Below are 15,783 nucleotides of genomic sequence, written 5' to 3'. Positions count from 1 at the left end.
TTCTTGCACCATACTCTCCCTCCGCGATCGCATAACCCAGACTGCATCACCTCCGGGCACTGATTCAGCAAGCCCTAATTAAAAGTTAAAAATTAAAAATTAAATCTCACAATTTTTAATTTTGCATTTTTAATTTTTAATTGATTAAGTTGCTCCCCCTCTTCCCCTAGCCCCTAGCCCCTAGCCCCTAGTCCCTTCTTCTAATTTAATTAGGGATAGATTCAAATTCTGGGGGAAAGATATCGTCGGGTGCAGAATTAAAAATATATTCGTAATCAAAGCGGAAAGAATTTATATGACGCATAATAGCAAATCCACAATTGCTAACTTTATCTGTAGTAAAAGTTGCCATGACTAACTCGATCAACTTTTTATAGCTAATCTCAGGAACTTTGATATAATAAGTACGGCGGGCAAAAAATATTTTTTCATCTTTAGGTACAACTAGACCGTTGAGTTTATGGGCGTATTGAATCGGCTTGATGTAACTATTAATAAAAATTTCCTGGTTTTTCTGTAGCCTTGCCAACCTTTCCTGCTGCAACCAACTCATTTTAAACATAATTTTAATGAACTCAATTCCTAAAATATAAGAGAAAACATTATTGCGCTCTTCTGTACTCAAAACTAAACGTAATGCTGATTCTAAGTATTGATCGGGTTGTCGGTGTGTATCTTGAGCAGAATGGATATAAAATTGTCGAATATAGCCTCTAAGTACAGATTCATTCAGTTCAGTTTGAATACGAAAACCGATGAGATGTTGCTTGACTCTGTTGAGAGTATCGACATCTTCTAGCATTTTTGAAACTAAGCCATCTGCTGTATAATCATCCAAAAACTCTGCTTGCATCTGAGGAGAAGATGCACAAAGTATGTAAGACAAGGACAAAACGTAACGCCGCTGGTTCCAAGGCAAACTTTCAGCCCATTTTTTGACTTCGACAGGGAGTTTATCTAAAATAGTATTTGCCGGATTGTATTGTTGAGAAAAATCGGCGTATTGATGTTGTTGGTTAGCCATCATCTGAAACCGAGAGCGGTAAGTTGACAGAGTAATAAATTGCAATTCTTAACTAAGTGGAAATAAAGCTTATGGTAAGGTAGTTATAAGTTATCAGCTATGAAATATTATAGAAGCCCCGATGATTAGTAGTAGAACGAGAAAGCTTTTGAGTAGGTCTTTAAACTCAAAGTTCAAAGCTCATGTACAGTTTTGGCTTAGCCTACCTGTAGGGTAAAGCGCATTGTCAGGAACGAAGCAATCTCAAAACTCAAAGCTTAAAGCTCTACAATCCTGCACCTTCCGCGATCCGCCTCACACTCTTAACCTGTTTAAAATCACAAAAATAGCTGATTTACCTCACATCCCACTGCTGTGAAAGTCACAGAGAGGACTTATTTGCATCACAGAGACAACGGTGAATTTAGCTGATGATTGAAACAGGCTGAAATAGCCTTGATTGAGAACAATTTCTGAAGTTAGTCATGGAAATTACTACAAATATTTTCTCAGAAAGCGATCGATTGCACCCAAGTCTTAAAGATAAACTCCTGCACCCGCTGCGTCAATGGCTGGATGGGATTGAGGTGCGTGACCCCCAAGTGGCTCGACGACTGTGCGAGTTTATTCCGGCTCAATGTCCCTTTGAGAGAGACATTTACCTATGGGGTCATCAGCTTTTCCACATACCACCTCTTTGCAAACTCAACCCGGTTTATGACGAGTTGGTATGGTTGCGTTTCCGGGCGCTGTCGTTTTTGGCAGATGTATGCGGGGAAGATGTTACGCCTTACTGCTAATCGAAGGGGCGATCGGGAACTTATTGGATGGATTGTGAGAGTATGGCAAATGGATGTTAAAATTTCCTGAAAGTGGGATTGTATCCGGGATGTTTATTTCCGTAATTTGAGCAATAATAACTCATATTGGTGGACAAGTCTGTACAGACCATTGAATCCAGATAGGTAGGTTGGTCAAAATCAACATCAAACGGTAGTAGCAGGTAAAAAAGTCCAACGGTAAATTCGAGACTCAGTTTGGGTAAAGGAACTGAAGATGTTTAATGCAACTGAGCTGCTGATTGATGATTTCGTGAAACGGCTGACTGATGGCTATCACCATACTTACGGAGGGTACAAGTCCGACTACGCAGATATTATTGGCTGGACGGGCAGTATGGCTTTGGAAAATATTGCTAATAGTGATGCGCTTTACCACAATATCGAACATACTATTTTAGTGACGTTAGTGGGACAGGAAATTTTGCGTGGCAAACACATCCGTGAGGGTGGTGTTTCTTGCGAAGATTGGCTGCATTTTCACATATCTCTGCTTTGTCATGATATTGGGTATGTTAAAGGTGTCTGCCGCCAAGATCGATGCGATTTGGGAGTATATGCGGCTGGTATAGGGGAGACTAAGGTTTCTTTGCCGTTTGGGGCGACGGATGCTAGCCTCGCGCCTTATCGAGTTGACCGAGGAAAACAGTTTATTGATGAGCGTTTTGGCGGTCACAAACTGATCGATACTGAGATAATTAAGCGCAATATTGAGCTAACTCGTTTTCCGGTGCCTGCGGGGGAAGATCGGCAAGATACGATTAATTATCCTGGTTTGGTGCGGGCTGCTGATTTTATTGGTCAGTTTAGCGACCCGCGATATTTGCAAAAGATTGGTGCGCTATTTTATGAGTTTGAGGAGTCAGGCATGAATCAGATTTGGGGCTATGAGACTCCGGGGGATATGTTGCAAGCATATCCTAAATTTTACTGGAATGGGGTCTATCGGTATATTAAGGATGCGATCGCATATTTGGAACTGACGCAGCAAGGGAAACAAATTGTTGCTAACCTCAGCGCGAATGTATTTCGGGTAGAACACCCTGCGGTTAGTTCTGAGTTGGCGGTAGTGAGTTAGCAGTAATAATGCTTTAAGTAGTCGGACGGAATTAATTACATCAAGACTTAGGTAAAATCACAGTACGGTTGCCATCTTGGGGGTCATGTCACCCCCAAGATGGCAGCGTTACGTCACTGAACTAATGACAGTAAGTAAATCCACCTAATTAAACATAAGATCGGGATGGCTAAAAAGCCGACTGTATAAACATTCTTCCTTCTTCCTTCTTCCTTCTTCCTTCTTCCTTCTACTTATCGACGGCTGTGACATTTCTCCTCAACCATGAGTCCGCCCTCCGTCTAAAGGAAGATTGCACGCACAAAAACATTCCGTATGATGCTGTAAAAGGCAGTCTTAACAGTGAGCAAATATAGCCTTGCTCACTGTTAAGCAAATTTTGCTATTAAACTATATCTGAAAGCTAATCTTATGACACCCGTTACTCCCACTCAAACTTCAGAACAATATCATGTAAATAATCCCCAAGCAGAAGTTGAAGCTCTAGTAGAAGAAGTTAAACAGGAAAGCGAGATTGACTTAGAATTTCTATATACCAGAGATATAGAATTTCGCCAAGAAACCATTTATTTCATCGTAGTCGATCGCTTCTTCGATGGCGATGCGGAAAATAGCGAAGGGCCAAACCCGGAACTTTACGATCCCGAAGGAAAAGACTGGGGTAAATATTGGGGTGGTGACTTACAAGGAGTTATTGATAAACTTGACTACTTAAAAAATCTGGGAGTGACAGCACTTTGGTTAACTCCTTTGTTTGAGCAAGTTGAAGCCTTGTTTATCGAACAAGCCGCTATTCACGGTTACTGGATCAAAGATTTTAAACGGCTCAATCCTCGTTTCATAGCTAAAGGTGAAAACCCTTCTCTTAATGAAACTCAAGAAACAAGAAATACAACGTTTGACCGCTTAATTGCTGAACTGCACAAACGGAATATGAAACTTATTCTGGATATTGTCTGCAATCACAGCAACCCAGATTTTAGTGGTAAAAAGGGCGAACTCTACGACGACGGAGTGAAAATAGCTGATTTCAACGACGACAAAAATAACTGGTATCACCACTACGGCGAGGTTCAAAACTGGGAAGATGAATGGCAGGTACAAAACTGCGAACTTAGTGGTTTAGCTACTTTCAATGAAAACAATATCGAATACCGAAACTACATCAAATCAGCGATTAAACAATGGTTAGACCGAGGTGTTGATGCTTTACGAGTGGATACGGTCAAGCATATGCCGATCTGGTTTTGGCAAGAATTTAACGCTGATATTTTAACTCACAGACCGGATGTTTTCATCTTTGGAGAGTGGATTTATAGCGATCCCAGAAGCGACAAATCAGTTGAATTTGCCAATGAGTCTGGAATGACAATGTTGGACTTTGGCTTATGCGTGGCAATTCGAGGAGCTTTGGCACAGGGTGCGGAAGGAGGATTTAATTTAATTCAGGATGTTCTGAACCTGGATCATCGCTATTACGGGGCAACGGAGTTGATTACATTTATTGACAATCACGATATGCCCCGGTTTCAATCATTAAATCCTGACCCAGAAATGCTGCGGCTGGCGATTGATTTAATTATGACAACTCGCGGTATTCCCTGCATTTATTATGGTACTGAACAGTACCTCCACGATGATACAGATGGCGGCAATGACCCCTACAACCGCCCGATGATGGAAAGTTGGGAAACCGACACGCCAATTTACCGCGATCTGCGATTGCTCTCTGGTATACGGCGGCTAAATCCTGCTATTTCAATGGGTAGCCACTGGCAAAAGTATTTGACTCCTGATGTTTATTGTTACGTGCGGCGATATCGCGATTCAGTGGTATTTGTAGCCATGAATCGGGGTATTCCTGTAACAATTGAATCGGTTGATACTGAGTTACCAGATGGAGAACATACGGACGTTTTATCACGCCGTAAGTTTGAAGTTAAAGACAGGATGTTGCATAATTTAGAACTCGATTCTAAGGAAGTAATTATCTTCAGTCACGTCGGCGAGCGAGTTAAAGGTCAAGTAATTGTGCGAGCTCAGCTCAATAGCGTTCAAACTCAGCCTGGAGAAAGAGTAGTTGTGATTGGAGATTGTCCAGAATTGGGCAACTGGGATATTAGCAAGGCTTACCCACTGGAATACATCAATACTAATACTTGGTTTGGTGAGATTCCTTTTGATGAAAGTGCGGGCAAGTTGATTGCTTACAAGTACGTTTTATTGCGGGAGGGACAGTCACCCCTGCGAGAAAATCTAGTTTGCCGCCGCTGGGTTTTAGCTCACGAAGGCACGGTTAAATGGCGTGATAAATGGTCATCAGGACGTGAGTCTTAGAGGAGGTTTTAAAAGTAGGGTAGGGTGTGAAAAAACTCACAAGGCTTATGCTGAGATTTGAAGAAACCAGCACCTTGTGAGTAATTTTTTGACTCGCTTATATATGACTTACGCAGGGAGTCCCAGAAACCGGGTTTTTGAGAGAATCTGTGGATAAGGGCGAAGTATTTTCGTCAAAAAACCCGGTTTCTTTGGTTGGTTGCGTAAGTCTGTTATACTTTTAAAACATCTTCAAAGATTAGTCGATCAAAACCCAGGTTATTTAGCTCTATTATGATAATTTCTTTGCTATTTAGCAGCAATAGCAATATTAATCTCTTCAAATCCGACTTTTCGTCACCTTAACTCCCTCAAATTATGAAAAGGTAATGACAAAACTGCTTTACCCCTCAATAAAGCCAGTTAAATTACTCTAAAATTAGGGTTATACTTTGTACTAAACTCTAGAGCTAGCCTCCCTTGTCGCTGTACATCTTTACATTTACCTTCAGCAATTGGGTAGCACCGCCGTCTCCGCAGTGACTTTACCGCCGAGACAGCGGCCTTACCTTAGCGATACTTATAGTCCTATTTTAATTGTTAATTTTTAATTCCTGACCGTTGCGTGTGTTACATTGAGCTTAACTATTTCACAACCTTTTCCTCCAGCACAGCAGACAGATGGTAATAACAAAACGTGGGCTTATTCTAAGTGCGACAGCGGTTATGCTGACTGCTGTCACAGTAACTGGGGCAGGTATTCATCTTTCCCAAAGTCAAGCATCCTTTCGCCAGAGCCCCAAGGAACTGGTCGATGAAGTTTGGCAGATAATTGACAAAAGTTATGTAGATGGTACTTTCAACCAGGTTGACTGGAAAGCAGTGCGGAATGATTATCTTAACCGTACTTATACCAGTGACGAGGAAGCATATAAGGCTATCCGCGAAATGCTGAAGAAGCTGGATGACCCCTATACGCGGTTCATGAACCCGGAAGAGTTCAGGAATATGCAGATTGATACTTCTGGGGAATTGACTGGCGTTGGTATTCAGCTAACTCAAGATGAGGAAACGAAAAAGTTGGTGGTAATTTCGCCGATAGAGGATACTCCTGCTTTTCAAGCTGGGATTTTGGCGAAAGATATTATTACCAAAATTGATGGGAAAAGTACGGCGGGAATGGATACGACTCAGGCGGTAAACCTGATTCGCGGCCCGATTAATAGCCAAGTAACGCTAACAATTTTACGAGGAAATAAGGAAATAGATTTTAAGCTAAAGCGGGCTAAAATTGAAATTCATCCTGTACGTTCTTCTGTTAACAAAAGTTCAGCGGGAGATATAGGATATATCCGCTTGAATCAGTTTAGCGCCAATGCGGCATCGGAAATGCGAGATGCGATCAAGTCTTTGGAACAAAAGAAGGTAACGGGCTATATCTTAGATCTGCGATCGAATCCAGGGGGTTTGCTCTATGGAAGTATTGAAATTGCGCGGATGTGGCTTAAAGAAGGTACTATTGTTTCCACAGTCGATCGCTTAGGTGAAGCCGATCGCCAAACAGCGAATCAACGAGCGATGACAGATAAACCATTGGTAGTTTTGGTGGATGGCGGTTCTGCGAGTGCTAGTGAGATTTTATCGGGTGCTTTACAGGATAACAAGCGAGCCGTTTTGGTGGGAACCAAGACTTTTGGTAAGGGTTTGGTGCAGTCAGTAAGGGGTGTGGGCAATGGTTCGGGGATGGCGGTGACGATCGCGAAGTATTTTACACCCAATGGCACGGATATTAATCATGCGGGGATTGAACCAGATTTTAAGGTTGAGCTGACGGAGGCCCAAAAGCAGGAATTGAGGAGCGATCGCAATAAGATTGCGACGCTAGCAGATCCGCAATATACCAAGGCTTTGGATGTTTTGACTCAGGAGATTGTCGCGAAGCAAGGAAGCAACGATCAGGCGGAAACGAAAGCTAAATCAAAGAGTAAAAAGTAAAACAGGAATTACGCGATCGAGCAAAGAAACCCCAGGTGTAAGTCTTCATACTTTAGCTGTTATTGAGGTTGGCATTTTCCCGCTCGAATTAAACCGATGCGACGCGCGATCGCTTCTTGTTGTGAATTATAGGGGCCCCACTTTTCTAGGAGGGTGGGGTTTTCTTTTTTTTCTACTTGTTCGCTGGGGATAATTTCGCAATGGCCTGGAGGTTGTTTGACTATATAAAATTGAGATGTTGTCATGGGCGGATGTGGGAGAAAAGCTAGACTATAGTGTAGCAAATAGCCACTATTAGCCACTATCAGCTATAATTTTAACATTAAAACACAGAGCGATCTCATATACCTACCTTTTGATAGATGTTGACTACTATAAAATCCTTTTTTATATTTATATAACCTTTGCTTGCCATAGCTAAATATTAAAATACTCATACATCAATCGATCGGGAGTTTCAAAAAATGAAGTTTAAATTCGTGCTTAGTCTTGCGATCGCTGCTATCGCGACATTTACTATCCCTGAAGTAGTTTTAGCTCAGACCAATGCTAATTTAAGTCAGCGCACGAGTATTTCTCAAATTGCCGGTGAAGTCGTCAAAGTCATCGATGATGATAAATTTGTTTTGAACACCCCCAACGGACAAATTGTAGTTGAAGCAGACTCTAGTCTTCTCGGTAGCGTCAACCTGACTGTAGGTGAAAAAATTACAGTTAGCGGAAAATATGACGACGATAACGAGTTTGAGGGTAAAACCCTTACTCGCAGTAATGGTAAAAATTTCAATATCGATGACTAAACCAATCGTTAATCAGTACAAGTGTTTAGTCTTCTTAAAACGCGATAAGCCTTTTCAATAGGGACCAATCCTTTAAGAGAAAAAGCTTAACTAGCAATATCAAAACTCAACACAGCCTTTCACCTATCGTGTTAATGGATTTTTGTTCTCTGCTGCTAAATTTATAGTTTGCTCAATTCTCTTCAACCTTGTCTCTGGACGTTTAGCACTGTCAATCCAAAACAAGATACTCTTTTTATTGGAATTACTAAATGCCTGAAAATATCTGTTGGCAGTCTCATTTGCTTCTAATGCCTGCATTAAATCCTGGGGAATTATTAATGCTTCAATTGCATCTAACAAAGTCCACGATCCATCTTGTTTTGCCGCTTCAATCTTTTTAATACCTGCCTCAGTCATCAAATCCTGTGTAACCAGTTCTTCAATATATTGCTTGTTTAATTTTGACCAGACACTTTTAGGCTGGCGCGGAGTAAATATCTGCATATAGCGTTCTTCATCTAATGATTTGACCTTACTATCAATCCAGCCAAAGCATAAGGCTTCTTTTACCGCTTCAGTATATTTAATACTTGGTAAATTACTTTTGACTTTGTAGTAGATCAGCCACACGCCTCTAGAAGTGTTACAGTTTTTCTCCAACCATGCTCGCCATTCCCGGCGATCTTTAGCATAAATGGTTTCTAATTGGCGATCGAATTGTAGCATAAAACGAGTTAATCTGAATGGTGCGAGTAAATTAATGCCAGTAAATTATAGAGAATAGCCATCGCAAATTATTGCATAACTTCAAAACTCCCCTTACTAAGTAAATCCACCTAATTAAACATAAGATCGGGATGGCTAAAAAGCTGACTGTATAAACATTCTTCCTTCTCTCCTAGATAACTAAATTTTTCTTCCTTCTTCCTTCTATTTAACAGGCCAACTTCCCTTCAAAAGTCAGAGATTTTGCCGGAAACTCCCCCAAAACTTCCTCCTCACTATCAGCAACTATCAAATGAAAAGGCTGAGGTTTTCCCAAATAATACCCCTGGGCATAATCTACCCCAAGTTCTTTAAGTTTTTCCATCACAGCTTCATTTTCCACATATTCAGCAATAGTTTGAATCCCCATGACATGACCAATGCGATTAATCGCCTCCACCATTGCTAAATCAATCGGATTATCTACAATATTTTTCACAAAATTGCCATCGATCTTCACAAAATCAACAGGCAAACTTTTCAGATAAGCAAAAGAAGACATCCCACTGCCAAAATCATCTAGAGCAAAACAACAGCCCAAATCCTTAAGTTTTCTAATAAAATTTGCCGCTTTACTGAGATTGGCAATAGCTAGAGTTTCGGTAATTTCCCAACAAATCGCTTCCGGTGGTATCCTATAGGTAGTAAACTGCTCGTGCAAGAAATCAATAAACTGATCGTCATTAATACTAGCCCCTGACAGATTCACAGCATAAAGGGAATTAACATTTTGACGACGCGCCTTACCAAGAGTACAAAAAGACAGATTGGATTTTGAATTTTCTTGTTTGGGGAAGACAAAACTAGGAGCATCTTGCAAATAACCAAACAAAGTACGGATTACCCAACGGTCAATCGAGTGCATCAAGTTATAGCGTTCAGCCGCAGGAATAAACGCCATAGGTGAGACCATCTGACCTTTCTCATCTCGGAGGCGGAGGAGAACTTCACAGTGTTCTGGACTACCTTTGACATTAATTAAAGGCACAATTGGCTGACAATAAAGGCTAAACCAGTTCTCTTCTAAAGCTTGGTTAATTCGCACAGCCCACTGAGTTTCGCCACGCTGCTTTGCCAATTCGCGATCGCCAATTTGGTAAACCTGCACGCGGTTGCGGCCTTTATCTTTAGCCGCATAGCAAGCAACATCCGCTGCACTCAAAATACAGGAACTAGAGGTTGCATCTACATTAATGGCCGCGATACCAATACTGACACCAATAGAAAAAGTTTTATTTTGCCAGGTAAACCGAAAACTCTGAATAGATCGTAACAAAGACTCGGCAGAATTCAATCCTTGTTCTGGAGGGCAATGATAAAGTAGTACAGCAAATTCATCCCCTCCCAGGCGAGCCAGAATATCAGTTTTCCGAATCTTACTTTTAAACAAATCGCTCACTTGCCGCAGCAATTCATCACCAGCAATATGACCGCAAGTATCATTAACAATTTTAAAGCGATCGAGATCCAAATAGAGCAAAATATGCTCTTCCTTCAGATTTTGCGCTCCCAAAATAGCCTGTTCTAACTGATACTCAAATTCACGGCGATTGACTAAACCAGTTAAAGCATCATGAGTTGCCTGCCAAGATAATTGCCGGGCCTGAGTGCGAACCTGAGTAACATCTCGAAAAACGACTACTGCCCCAATAATGCGACCATCGCTAGTATGAATCGGGGCAACGGAATGATCGATCGCAAACTCGCGGCCGGATCTAGCTACCAAAATCCCATTATTTGTCTGGTCAACAATCCGATCCTCGAGCAATGCTGTCTGAGTAATATTTTCCATCGGTACGCGAGTGATTTCATTCACAATCCTCAGCACCTTAGCTAGCAGCAAACCTTTTGCCTCAGTAGTTGACCAACCTGTAAGTTTTTCAGCCACTGGATTAAGAGAATAAATCCGACCTCCAGCATCAGTGGTAATTACACCATCGCCAATCGATTGCAACGTCACCTGAGCAAGTTCTTTTTCCTCGAAAAGTGCCTGTTCCATCTGTTTGCGATCGGTAACATCTCGCTGCACGGATACCCAATGAGTTAAAACTCCCTGTTCATTATTTACAGGTACGCTATTAAGCTCTACCCAATAAATCGAACCATCTTTGCGATAATTGATCAATTCAATTCGCAATGGTTCTCGCCGCAAAAACGCCCTGCGAATTTTCGCGATCTGGGCAAGATCGCTAGCTGGGCCTCGTAAACAATTCGGCGTTTTACCTACAATTTCTTCAGGGCGATAACCCGTCATCTGAGTAAAAGCTTCATTGACATAAACTATCGTAGGATCTGAGGCATCTAAAAATCCTCCATCCATAATTACAATCGCGTCATTAGCACTGACTACGCAAGATTCTAGGAGGCGGAGGCGCTGTTCGGCCCGTTCGCGGGTGGCCATTTCGCTTTCTAGCTGAGTGTTAGCCAAACTTAAGGAAGCGATCGCACTTTTGAGTTCGCTAGTCCGTTGTTCTACTGCCAAATGCAAAGCATCAATAATCCCTGACATTTCCATAGGGTCAAGGACGCGCAGCAAATTAGTTTGAGTCAGAATTCCTAACAATTCTCCTCGATCTCCTGCTACTACTAATCGCCGCACATAACGCTGCTGCATTTCTTGATGAGCCACCCACAGCGAATCTTCTGGCTTGAGAGAAAATAGCGGCGTACTCATCACCATCTGAGCCTCTACCTGAGACAAATCTAACTCTAAAGCCTGAAACTGTACGATGTCTCGCTCTGTTACCATTCCAATCGGAATGGGGGGGTGAGTTTTGGCGGGAAAAGGGTAGATATTTCCTTTGGAATTGGGAGGAAATTCCGCAGATTGTTCCTCACTTTCCTGTTCTACCTCTTTGGCAATTACAATACAGCTTACGCGGTGTTCGGCCATCAACTGCGCTAAACTCAACACTGAAGCAGTAGGAGGAGCTTGGATCACATCCAGTGCCATCACTTCTTCAACGCTTCGCATCTTCAGAATATTTGCTGGTTGTAGCATCGCTTTCCGAATGCTTTCTGGCGTAACAACTCCTACGAGTTGACCTTTAGTATTTAATATAGGCAAGTGACGAATTTGATGTTGGCGCAGCAAGATTAAGGCAGTGAAAACATCCTGATCCTTAGATTCTGTGAGGGTGACAACTGGCATACTCATAACCTCGGCAACAGTAGTTCCTCTTAATTTCTGACCCGAAGCAATTAGTTGAACGAGATCCCGCTCAGTGAAAATCCCTTTTAAAATTGAACGTTTAGAAAATTCTTGCGTCGAATCTTCGATAACAAAAACGCAGCCTGCTCTGGATTCTCCAATAATGGGTGCGGCCAGAGATTGGGATGCTTCTGCTGTTGGGGGATTGAGAGGTACACAGGGAATATCTTGCTCTACTGGGCAACTGCTGTGAATCTGGCCCATGAGCGTAACCACTTCTATTAATGGTGTATTCGGTGCAACTGCCAAGGGGAAGCGATCTATAACTTGATCTAAGGTTGGCAGATACATGGGAGAATCATTTTTTTGCATGGTTAGTTTACCTTTAGGTTCGCTTATGGCCTACAGCATTAAAGAAAGGTACAGCCTCCTTTGTAGGTAGCTGGTCTGTTTTTTGAGAACCTTGCCGTAAAGACCTCAATTAAAGTTTTTTTGTAAAAATCCACCCTGTTATCTGGTTCGGAGCCCCATCGATCCCTAGCTTTACGCACAGATTAGGACTCCCCCAGTTTGTCTTAAATTAGGAGAATATCTAAATTTTCCCTGCAAATGTTAACGAAGTGTGAAAATTTAATAAAAAATAATTTTATTCTGTTATATGACTAATCAATAAGGTTCAGTTATATATTTTTGTGTTTTTTTGGGAAAACGTTATTGTTTTTTATATCGAAAGGTAGATACAAAAAAATTCATTCAATGTTATGTAGCCAATAAGGTTTTCTTCGTGTTCAATAAAAATCGTGCGATCGCTAATTGCTAAGTAAATAAACCTAGTCATTTGTAGGATGGCTTTAACCCTTTGGGCCAAACCATCAAACTAACAGGACTTATGCACGATTACGTAACGCCGCCTTCTAGGCGGTATTCTTACCGCCTAGAAAGCGGCGTTACGGATAGTTTTGGGTATGTCATAACTAAGTAATTTCTTAACAGTTAACAGTTAACAGTTAACCGTTAACCTTTGATCGACACTCAAAATCCCAAATCCACAGCAATTCGATGAGCGCAAGCAAACCCGGAAAAAGCCACAGCATTCAAACCCTGACCCGGAAACGTACTGTCTCCTACACAATATAAGCCAGGAATAGAAGTCCGATTAAAAGGCATTCCCAGCAAACCCAATAACTTTCGCTGTGGAATCGGCCCATAAGTCCCATCTTCGCGGCCTAAAAATCGGCGGTGCGATCGCGCCGTACCGACTTCCATATAATCCAAACCTGCATCTAAACCAGGAAAAATCCGTTCCAACCTCTCAATAACTCTCCCCGCCGCCGCTTCTTTTTTCTCCTCATACTCCTTCACCGATAAGCCTTCCCACTCCTCCATCCAACTCGGCGTAAAAGTATGAACAATATGATATCCTTTCGGTGCCAAACTCGGATCTAGCAATGTGGGAATTGACACAAAAATCGTCCCTTCCGGTGCTTCCATTTTATCCCAATTTTCTAATAAAATATGGTGACACGCCGTATCCTTGGGCAACACAGAAGCTTCAACACCCAAATGTAAACTCAAAAAACTAGGAGATTTCTGATAGCGTTCCTGCCATTTCTTCTCTTTACTAGGCATCGCCTCAGCAGGTAATAACTTCTCAAAAGTATCCCAGCGAGTAGCATTAGAAACTATCCGTTTTGCCCGATAAATTTCGCCAGTTGTTAATTCCACACCCACCGCGCGGCCATTTTCTGTAATAATCCGCGCTACCCTAGCTTTATACTGAATTGTTCCGCCAGCTTTTTCCAAGCCTTCTACTAATTTTTGAGCAATTTGCCCAACTCCGCCTTTAGGATAGTTAATGCCACCGTAGTGCCTGTCAGAAAACACCATCCCTGCATTAATCATTGGCGTTAAGTCAGCGGGAACTACTGACCAGCAGTAACATTCAATGTCAATAAATTTGAGTAAATTTGGATCTTTAATGTAGCGACGAGCAATGTCACCGACATTCTGAGGTAGATACTTCACCAACCCCAAACAAGCAAGGGGATGCTTGAAAAACACCCGCATCAGATATCCCACTTCCTCCAGAGAAAGCAACTCCATCGCGTTGAGGCAGTTGAACACCTGCCAGCACTCATTGTAAAATTGCCTGATTCCTTCGCGCTCTTGAGGAAATTTATCAATTAGTTCTTGCAAGAACTTCTCATATACTTGGTGAACTTGGATTTCCAAACCGTTAGGCAGGTGATAGTGAATCTGCACGGGATCGGGAATGGTTTCCAAGCTGACATTTACTGCTTGCAGGGCACGGGTGAGCAGGTTAGTAGTACCCTTTTGCCCAAACCCAAAAATCATCGATGCCCCGACATCAAACCGATACCCATCCCGGTCAAAGTAACCCGCACTTCCGCCGGGAATGACGTAACTTTCGAGTACGAGAACTTGGGCTCCCTTGGCGGCTAGCTGGGTGGCTGTCACCAGTCCTCCAATGCCTGAACCGATGACGATGACATCAAATTCCTTGGTTTGTTGACGGGGGATAGGAGAAAATGACTGGGATGGGGTGGAAACGGACATTTTGATTTTAGATTTTAAATTTTAGATTTTAGACTAATTCTTGGCTGAAAGCCAAGGGCAATTGTCTGTAACGCCGCTATCCTGGCGGTATCTTTACCCCCAGGATGGCGGCGTTACTATGATGTGGAAAGTTCTGGTGAAGAAAAAAATGCGGGAACAGTCTACCATTGCCGACTGCCCCCGTCTGCCGATCCTTTGAGAGGAGAACACTAAAAATCACTATAACCTTGTTGCAAATTTATGTCAACTCTATTGGAAAAAATTTTCAATAACTTATATGCCTTAGCGGTTGCTATAGGTAGCCCCACCCTCTGGGCGGTATCTTTGCCCCCCAGAGGGCGACGTTACGGATCGGGGGTATGATAGTTTGGGTGTTGGAAATTGAAAAATTCCACCTTGCCTCTAAAACTTTCTCAAACTCCTATTTTCTCTAATTTTCTACCGATGCCTCCCCAACTCCGCGTGTTCGTCCCCCCTCATCCTTTAATCAAGCACTGGCTAGCTGTCGCCCGCGACGTTGCTACACCGTCGGTATTATTTCGCTCGGCGATGACGGAATTGGGGCGGTGGTTGACTTATGAGGCGATTCGAGATTGGCTACCTACGGTGGATGCAATGGTGCAAACGCCTTTGGCTGAATGTCCGGGTACGTTTATCAATCCAGAAGCGCCTCTAGTGGTGATTCCTATTCTGCGGGCGGGGTTGGGATTGATGGAAGGAATTCAGACTGTGGTTCCTCTGGCTGCGATTTATCATCTCGGTATGGTGCGGAATGAGGAGACGCTGGCAGTTAGTTGTTATTTGAATAAATTACCGCCGGAGTTTAACCCGGAAACGCGGGTTTTAATTAGTGAGCCGATGTTGGCAACTGGGGGGACGATTATCAAGACAATGGAGGAATTGACTCAGCGCGGGATCGAGCCTAGCTTGATTCGGATTATCTCTGTGGTGGCGGCTGGGCAAGCTTTGCAGCGCTTAAGTGTACTTTATCCGAGTTTGAATATTTATACCGCTGCGATCGATGAGCATCTGAATGAACACGGTTTTATTGTACCGGGACTGGGTGATGCTGGCGATCGCACTTTTGGCACTTAGAAGAAGGGGCTAGGGGCTAGGGGCTAGGGACTAGGGGAAGAAGGGGCTAGGGCGTGTTTTCAAACTCGTTGTATCCTAGAAAATAGGTAAAAATAGGCGATCGCAAGCAGTTAATGCTCATGAACCGAGGAGACTTAAGCAACGAACAGTGGGAGATGTTAAAACCGCTACTTCCCCCAGTC

General features: G+C 42.6%; 11 protein-coding genes. 6 read left to right on the top strand and 5 right to left on the bottom strand.

Annotated features, from left to right (window positions below):
- Positions 1-205 precede the first annotated feature (205 nt).
- Positions 206-1,024, bottom strand: a complete 819-nt coding sequence (locus tag PN499_RS17955; protein WP_272033463.1) for a cobyrinic acid a,c-diamide synthase — start codon at positions 1,022-1,024, stop codon at positions 206-208.
- A gap of 464 nt (positions 1,025-1,488) precedes the next feature.
- Between PN499_RS17955 and PN499_RS17950 the strand changes: the two genes are divergently transcribed.
- The 4 genes from PN499_RS17950 (at position 1,489) to ctpC (ending at position 7,231) form a co-directional block, all read left to right on the top strand.
- Positions 1,489-1,803 (top strand): Mo-dependent nitrogenase C-terminal domain-containing protein, encoded by a 315-nt coding sequence (locus PN499_RS17950; protein ID WP_272033461.1) that lies wholly within the window; start codon positions 1,489-1,491, stop codon positions 1,801-1,803.
- Between the two features lie 256 nt (positions 1,804-2,059).
- Entirely contained in the window at positions 2,060-2,920 is an 861-nt protein-coding gene (locus tag PN499_RS17945) for an Npun_R2479 family HD domain-containing metalloprotein (protein WP_272033460.1), read from the top strand.
- Positions 2,921-3,331: 411 nt separating this feature from the next.
- A complete protein-coding gene (locus PN499_RS17940) occupies positions 3,332-5,257 on the top strand; it encodes an alpha-amylase family glycosyl hydrolase (RefSeq protein WP_272033459.1) in 1,926 nt (641 codons plus the stop codon).
- A 660-nt stretch (positions 5,258-5,917) separates the two neighbouring features.
- Positions 5,918-7,231, top strand: coding sequence for a carboxyl-terminal processing protease CtpC (ctpC, locus tag PN499_RS17935; RefSeq protein WP_272033458.1), 1,314 nt, complete (start codon positions 5,918-5,920; stop codon positions 7,229-7,231).
- Positions 7,232-7,290: 59 nt separating this feature from the next.
- On the opposite strand, the gene PN499_RS17930 is transcribed toward ctpC, so the two are convergent.
- Positions 7,291-7,476 (bottom strand): DDE transposase family protein, encoded by a 186-nt coding sequence (locus tag PN499_RS17930; protein WP_272033457.1) that lies wholly within the window; start codon positions 7,474-7,476, stop codon positions 7,291-7,293.
- 219 nt (positions 7,477-7,695) lie between these two features.
- Between PN499_RS17930 and PN499_RS17925 the strand changes: the two genes are divergently transcribed.
- Positions 7,696-8,031, top strand: a complete 336-nt coding sequence (locus PN499_RS17925) for a hypothetical protein (protein ID WP_272033456.1) — start codon at positions 7,696-7,698, stop codon at positions 8,029-8,031.
- A 123-nt stretch (positions 8,032-8,154) separates the two neighbouring features.
- On the opposite strand, the gene PN499_RS17920 is transcribed toward PN499_RS17925, so the two are convergent.
- The 3 genes from PN499_RS17920 to crtH all read right to left on the bottom strand — a co-directional run bounded on the left by PN499_RS17920 (position 8,155) and on the right by crtH (position 14,506).
- Positions 8,155-8,739 carry a YdeI/OmpD-associated family protein gene (locus PN499_RS17920; protein WP_272033455.1) on the bottom strand — a complete coding sequence of 195 codons (585 nt, stop codon included), beginning with the start codon at positions 8,737-8,739 and terminating at the stop codon, positions 8,155-8,157.
- Between the two features lie 208 nt (positions 8,740-8,947).
- Positions 8,948-12,301 carry an EAL domain-containing protein gene (locus PN499_RS17915; RefSeq protein WP_272033454.1) on the bottom strand — a complete coding sequence of 1,118 codons (3,354 nt, stop codon included), beginning with the start codon at positions 12,299-12,301 and terminating at the stop codon, positions 8,948-8,950.
- Between the two features lie 660 nt (positions 12,302-12,961).
- Positions 12,962-14,506 carry a carotenoid isomerase gene (gene crtH, locus PN499_RS17910; protein WP_272033453.1) on the bottom strand — a complete coding sequence of 515 codons (1,545 nt, stop codon included), beginning with the start codon at positions 14,504-14,506 and terminating at the stop codon, positions 12,962-12,964.
- Between the two features lie 444 nt (positions 14,507-14,950).
- On the opposite strand from crtH, the gene upp reads away from it, so the two are divergent.
- Entirely contained in the window at positions 14,951-15,601 is a 651-nt protein-coding gene (upp, locus tag PN499_RS17905; protein WP_272033462.1) for a uracil phosphoribosyltransferase, read from the top strand.
- Positions 15,602-15,783: the final 182 nt, after the last annotated feature.

Source organism: Kamptonema animale CS-326 (assembly GCF_028330895.1).
In the GTDB taxonomy this organism is placed as follows: domain Bacteria; phylum Cyanobacteriota; class Cyanobacteriia; order Cyanobacteriales; family Microcoleaceae; genus Kamptonema; species Kamptonema formosum.
Note: the sequence above shows the minus strand (reverse complement) of the source record. Positions and strands in the feature narration are given on the sequence as shown.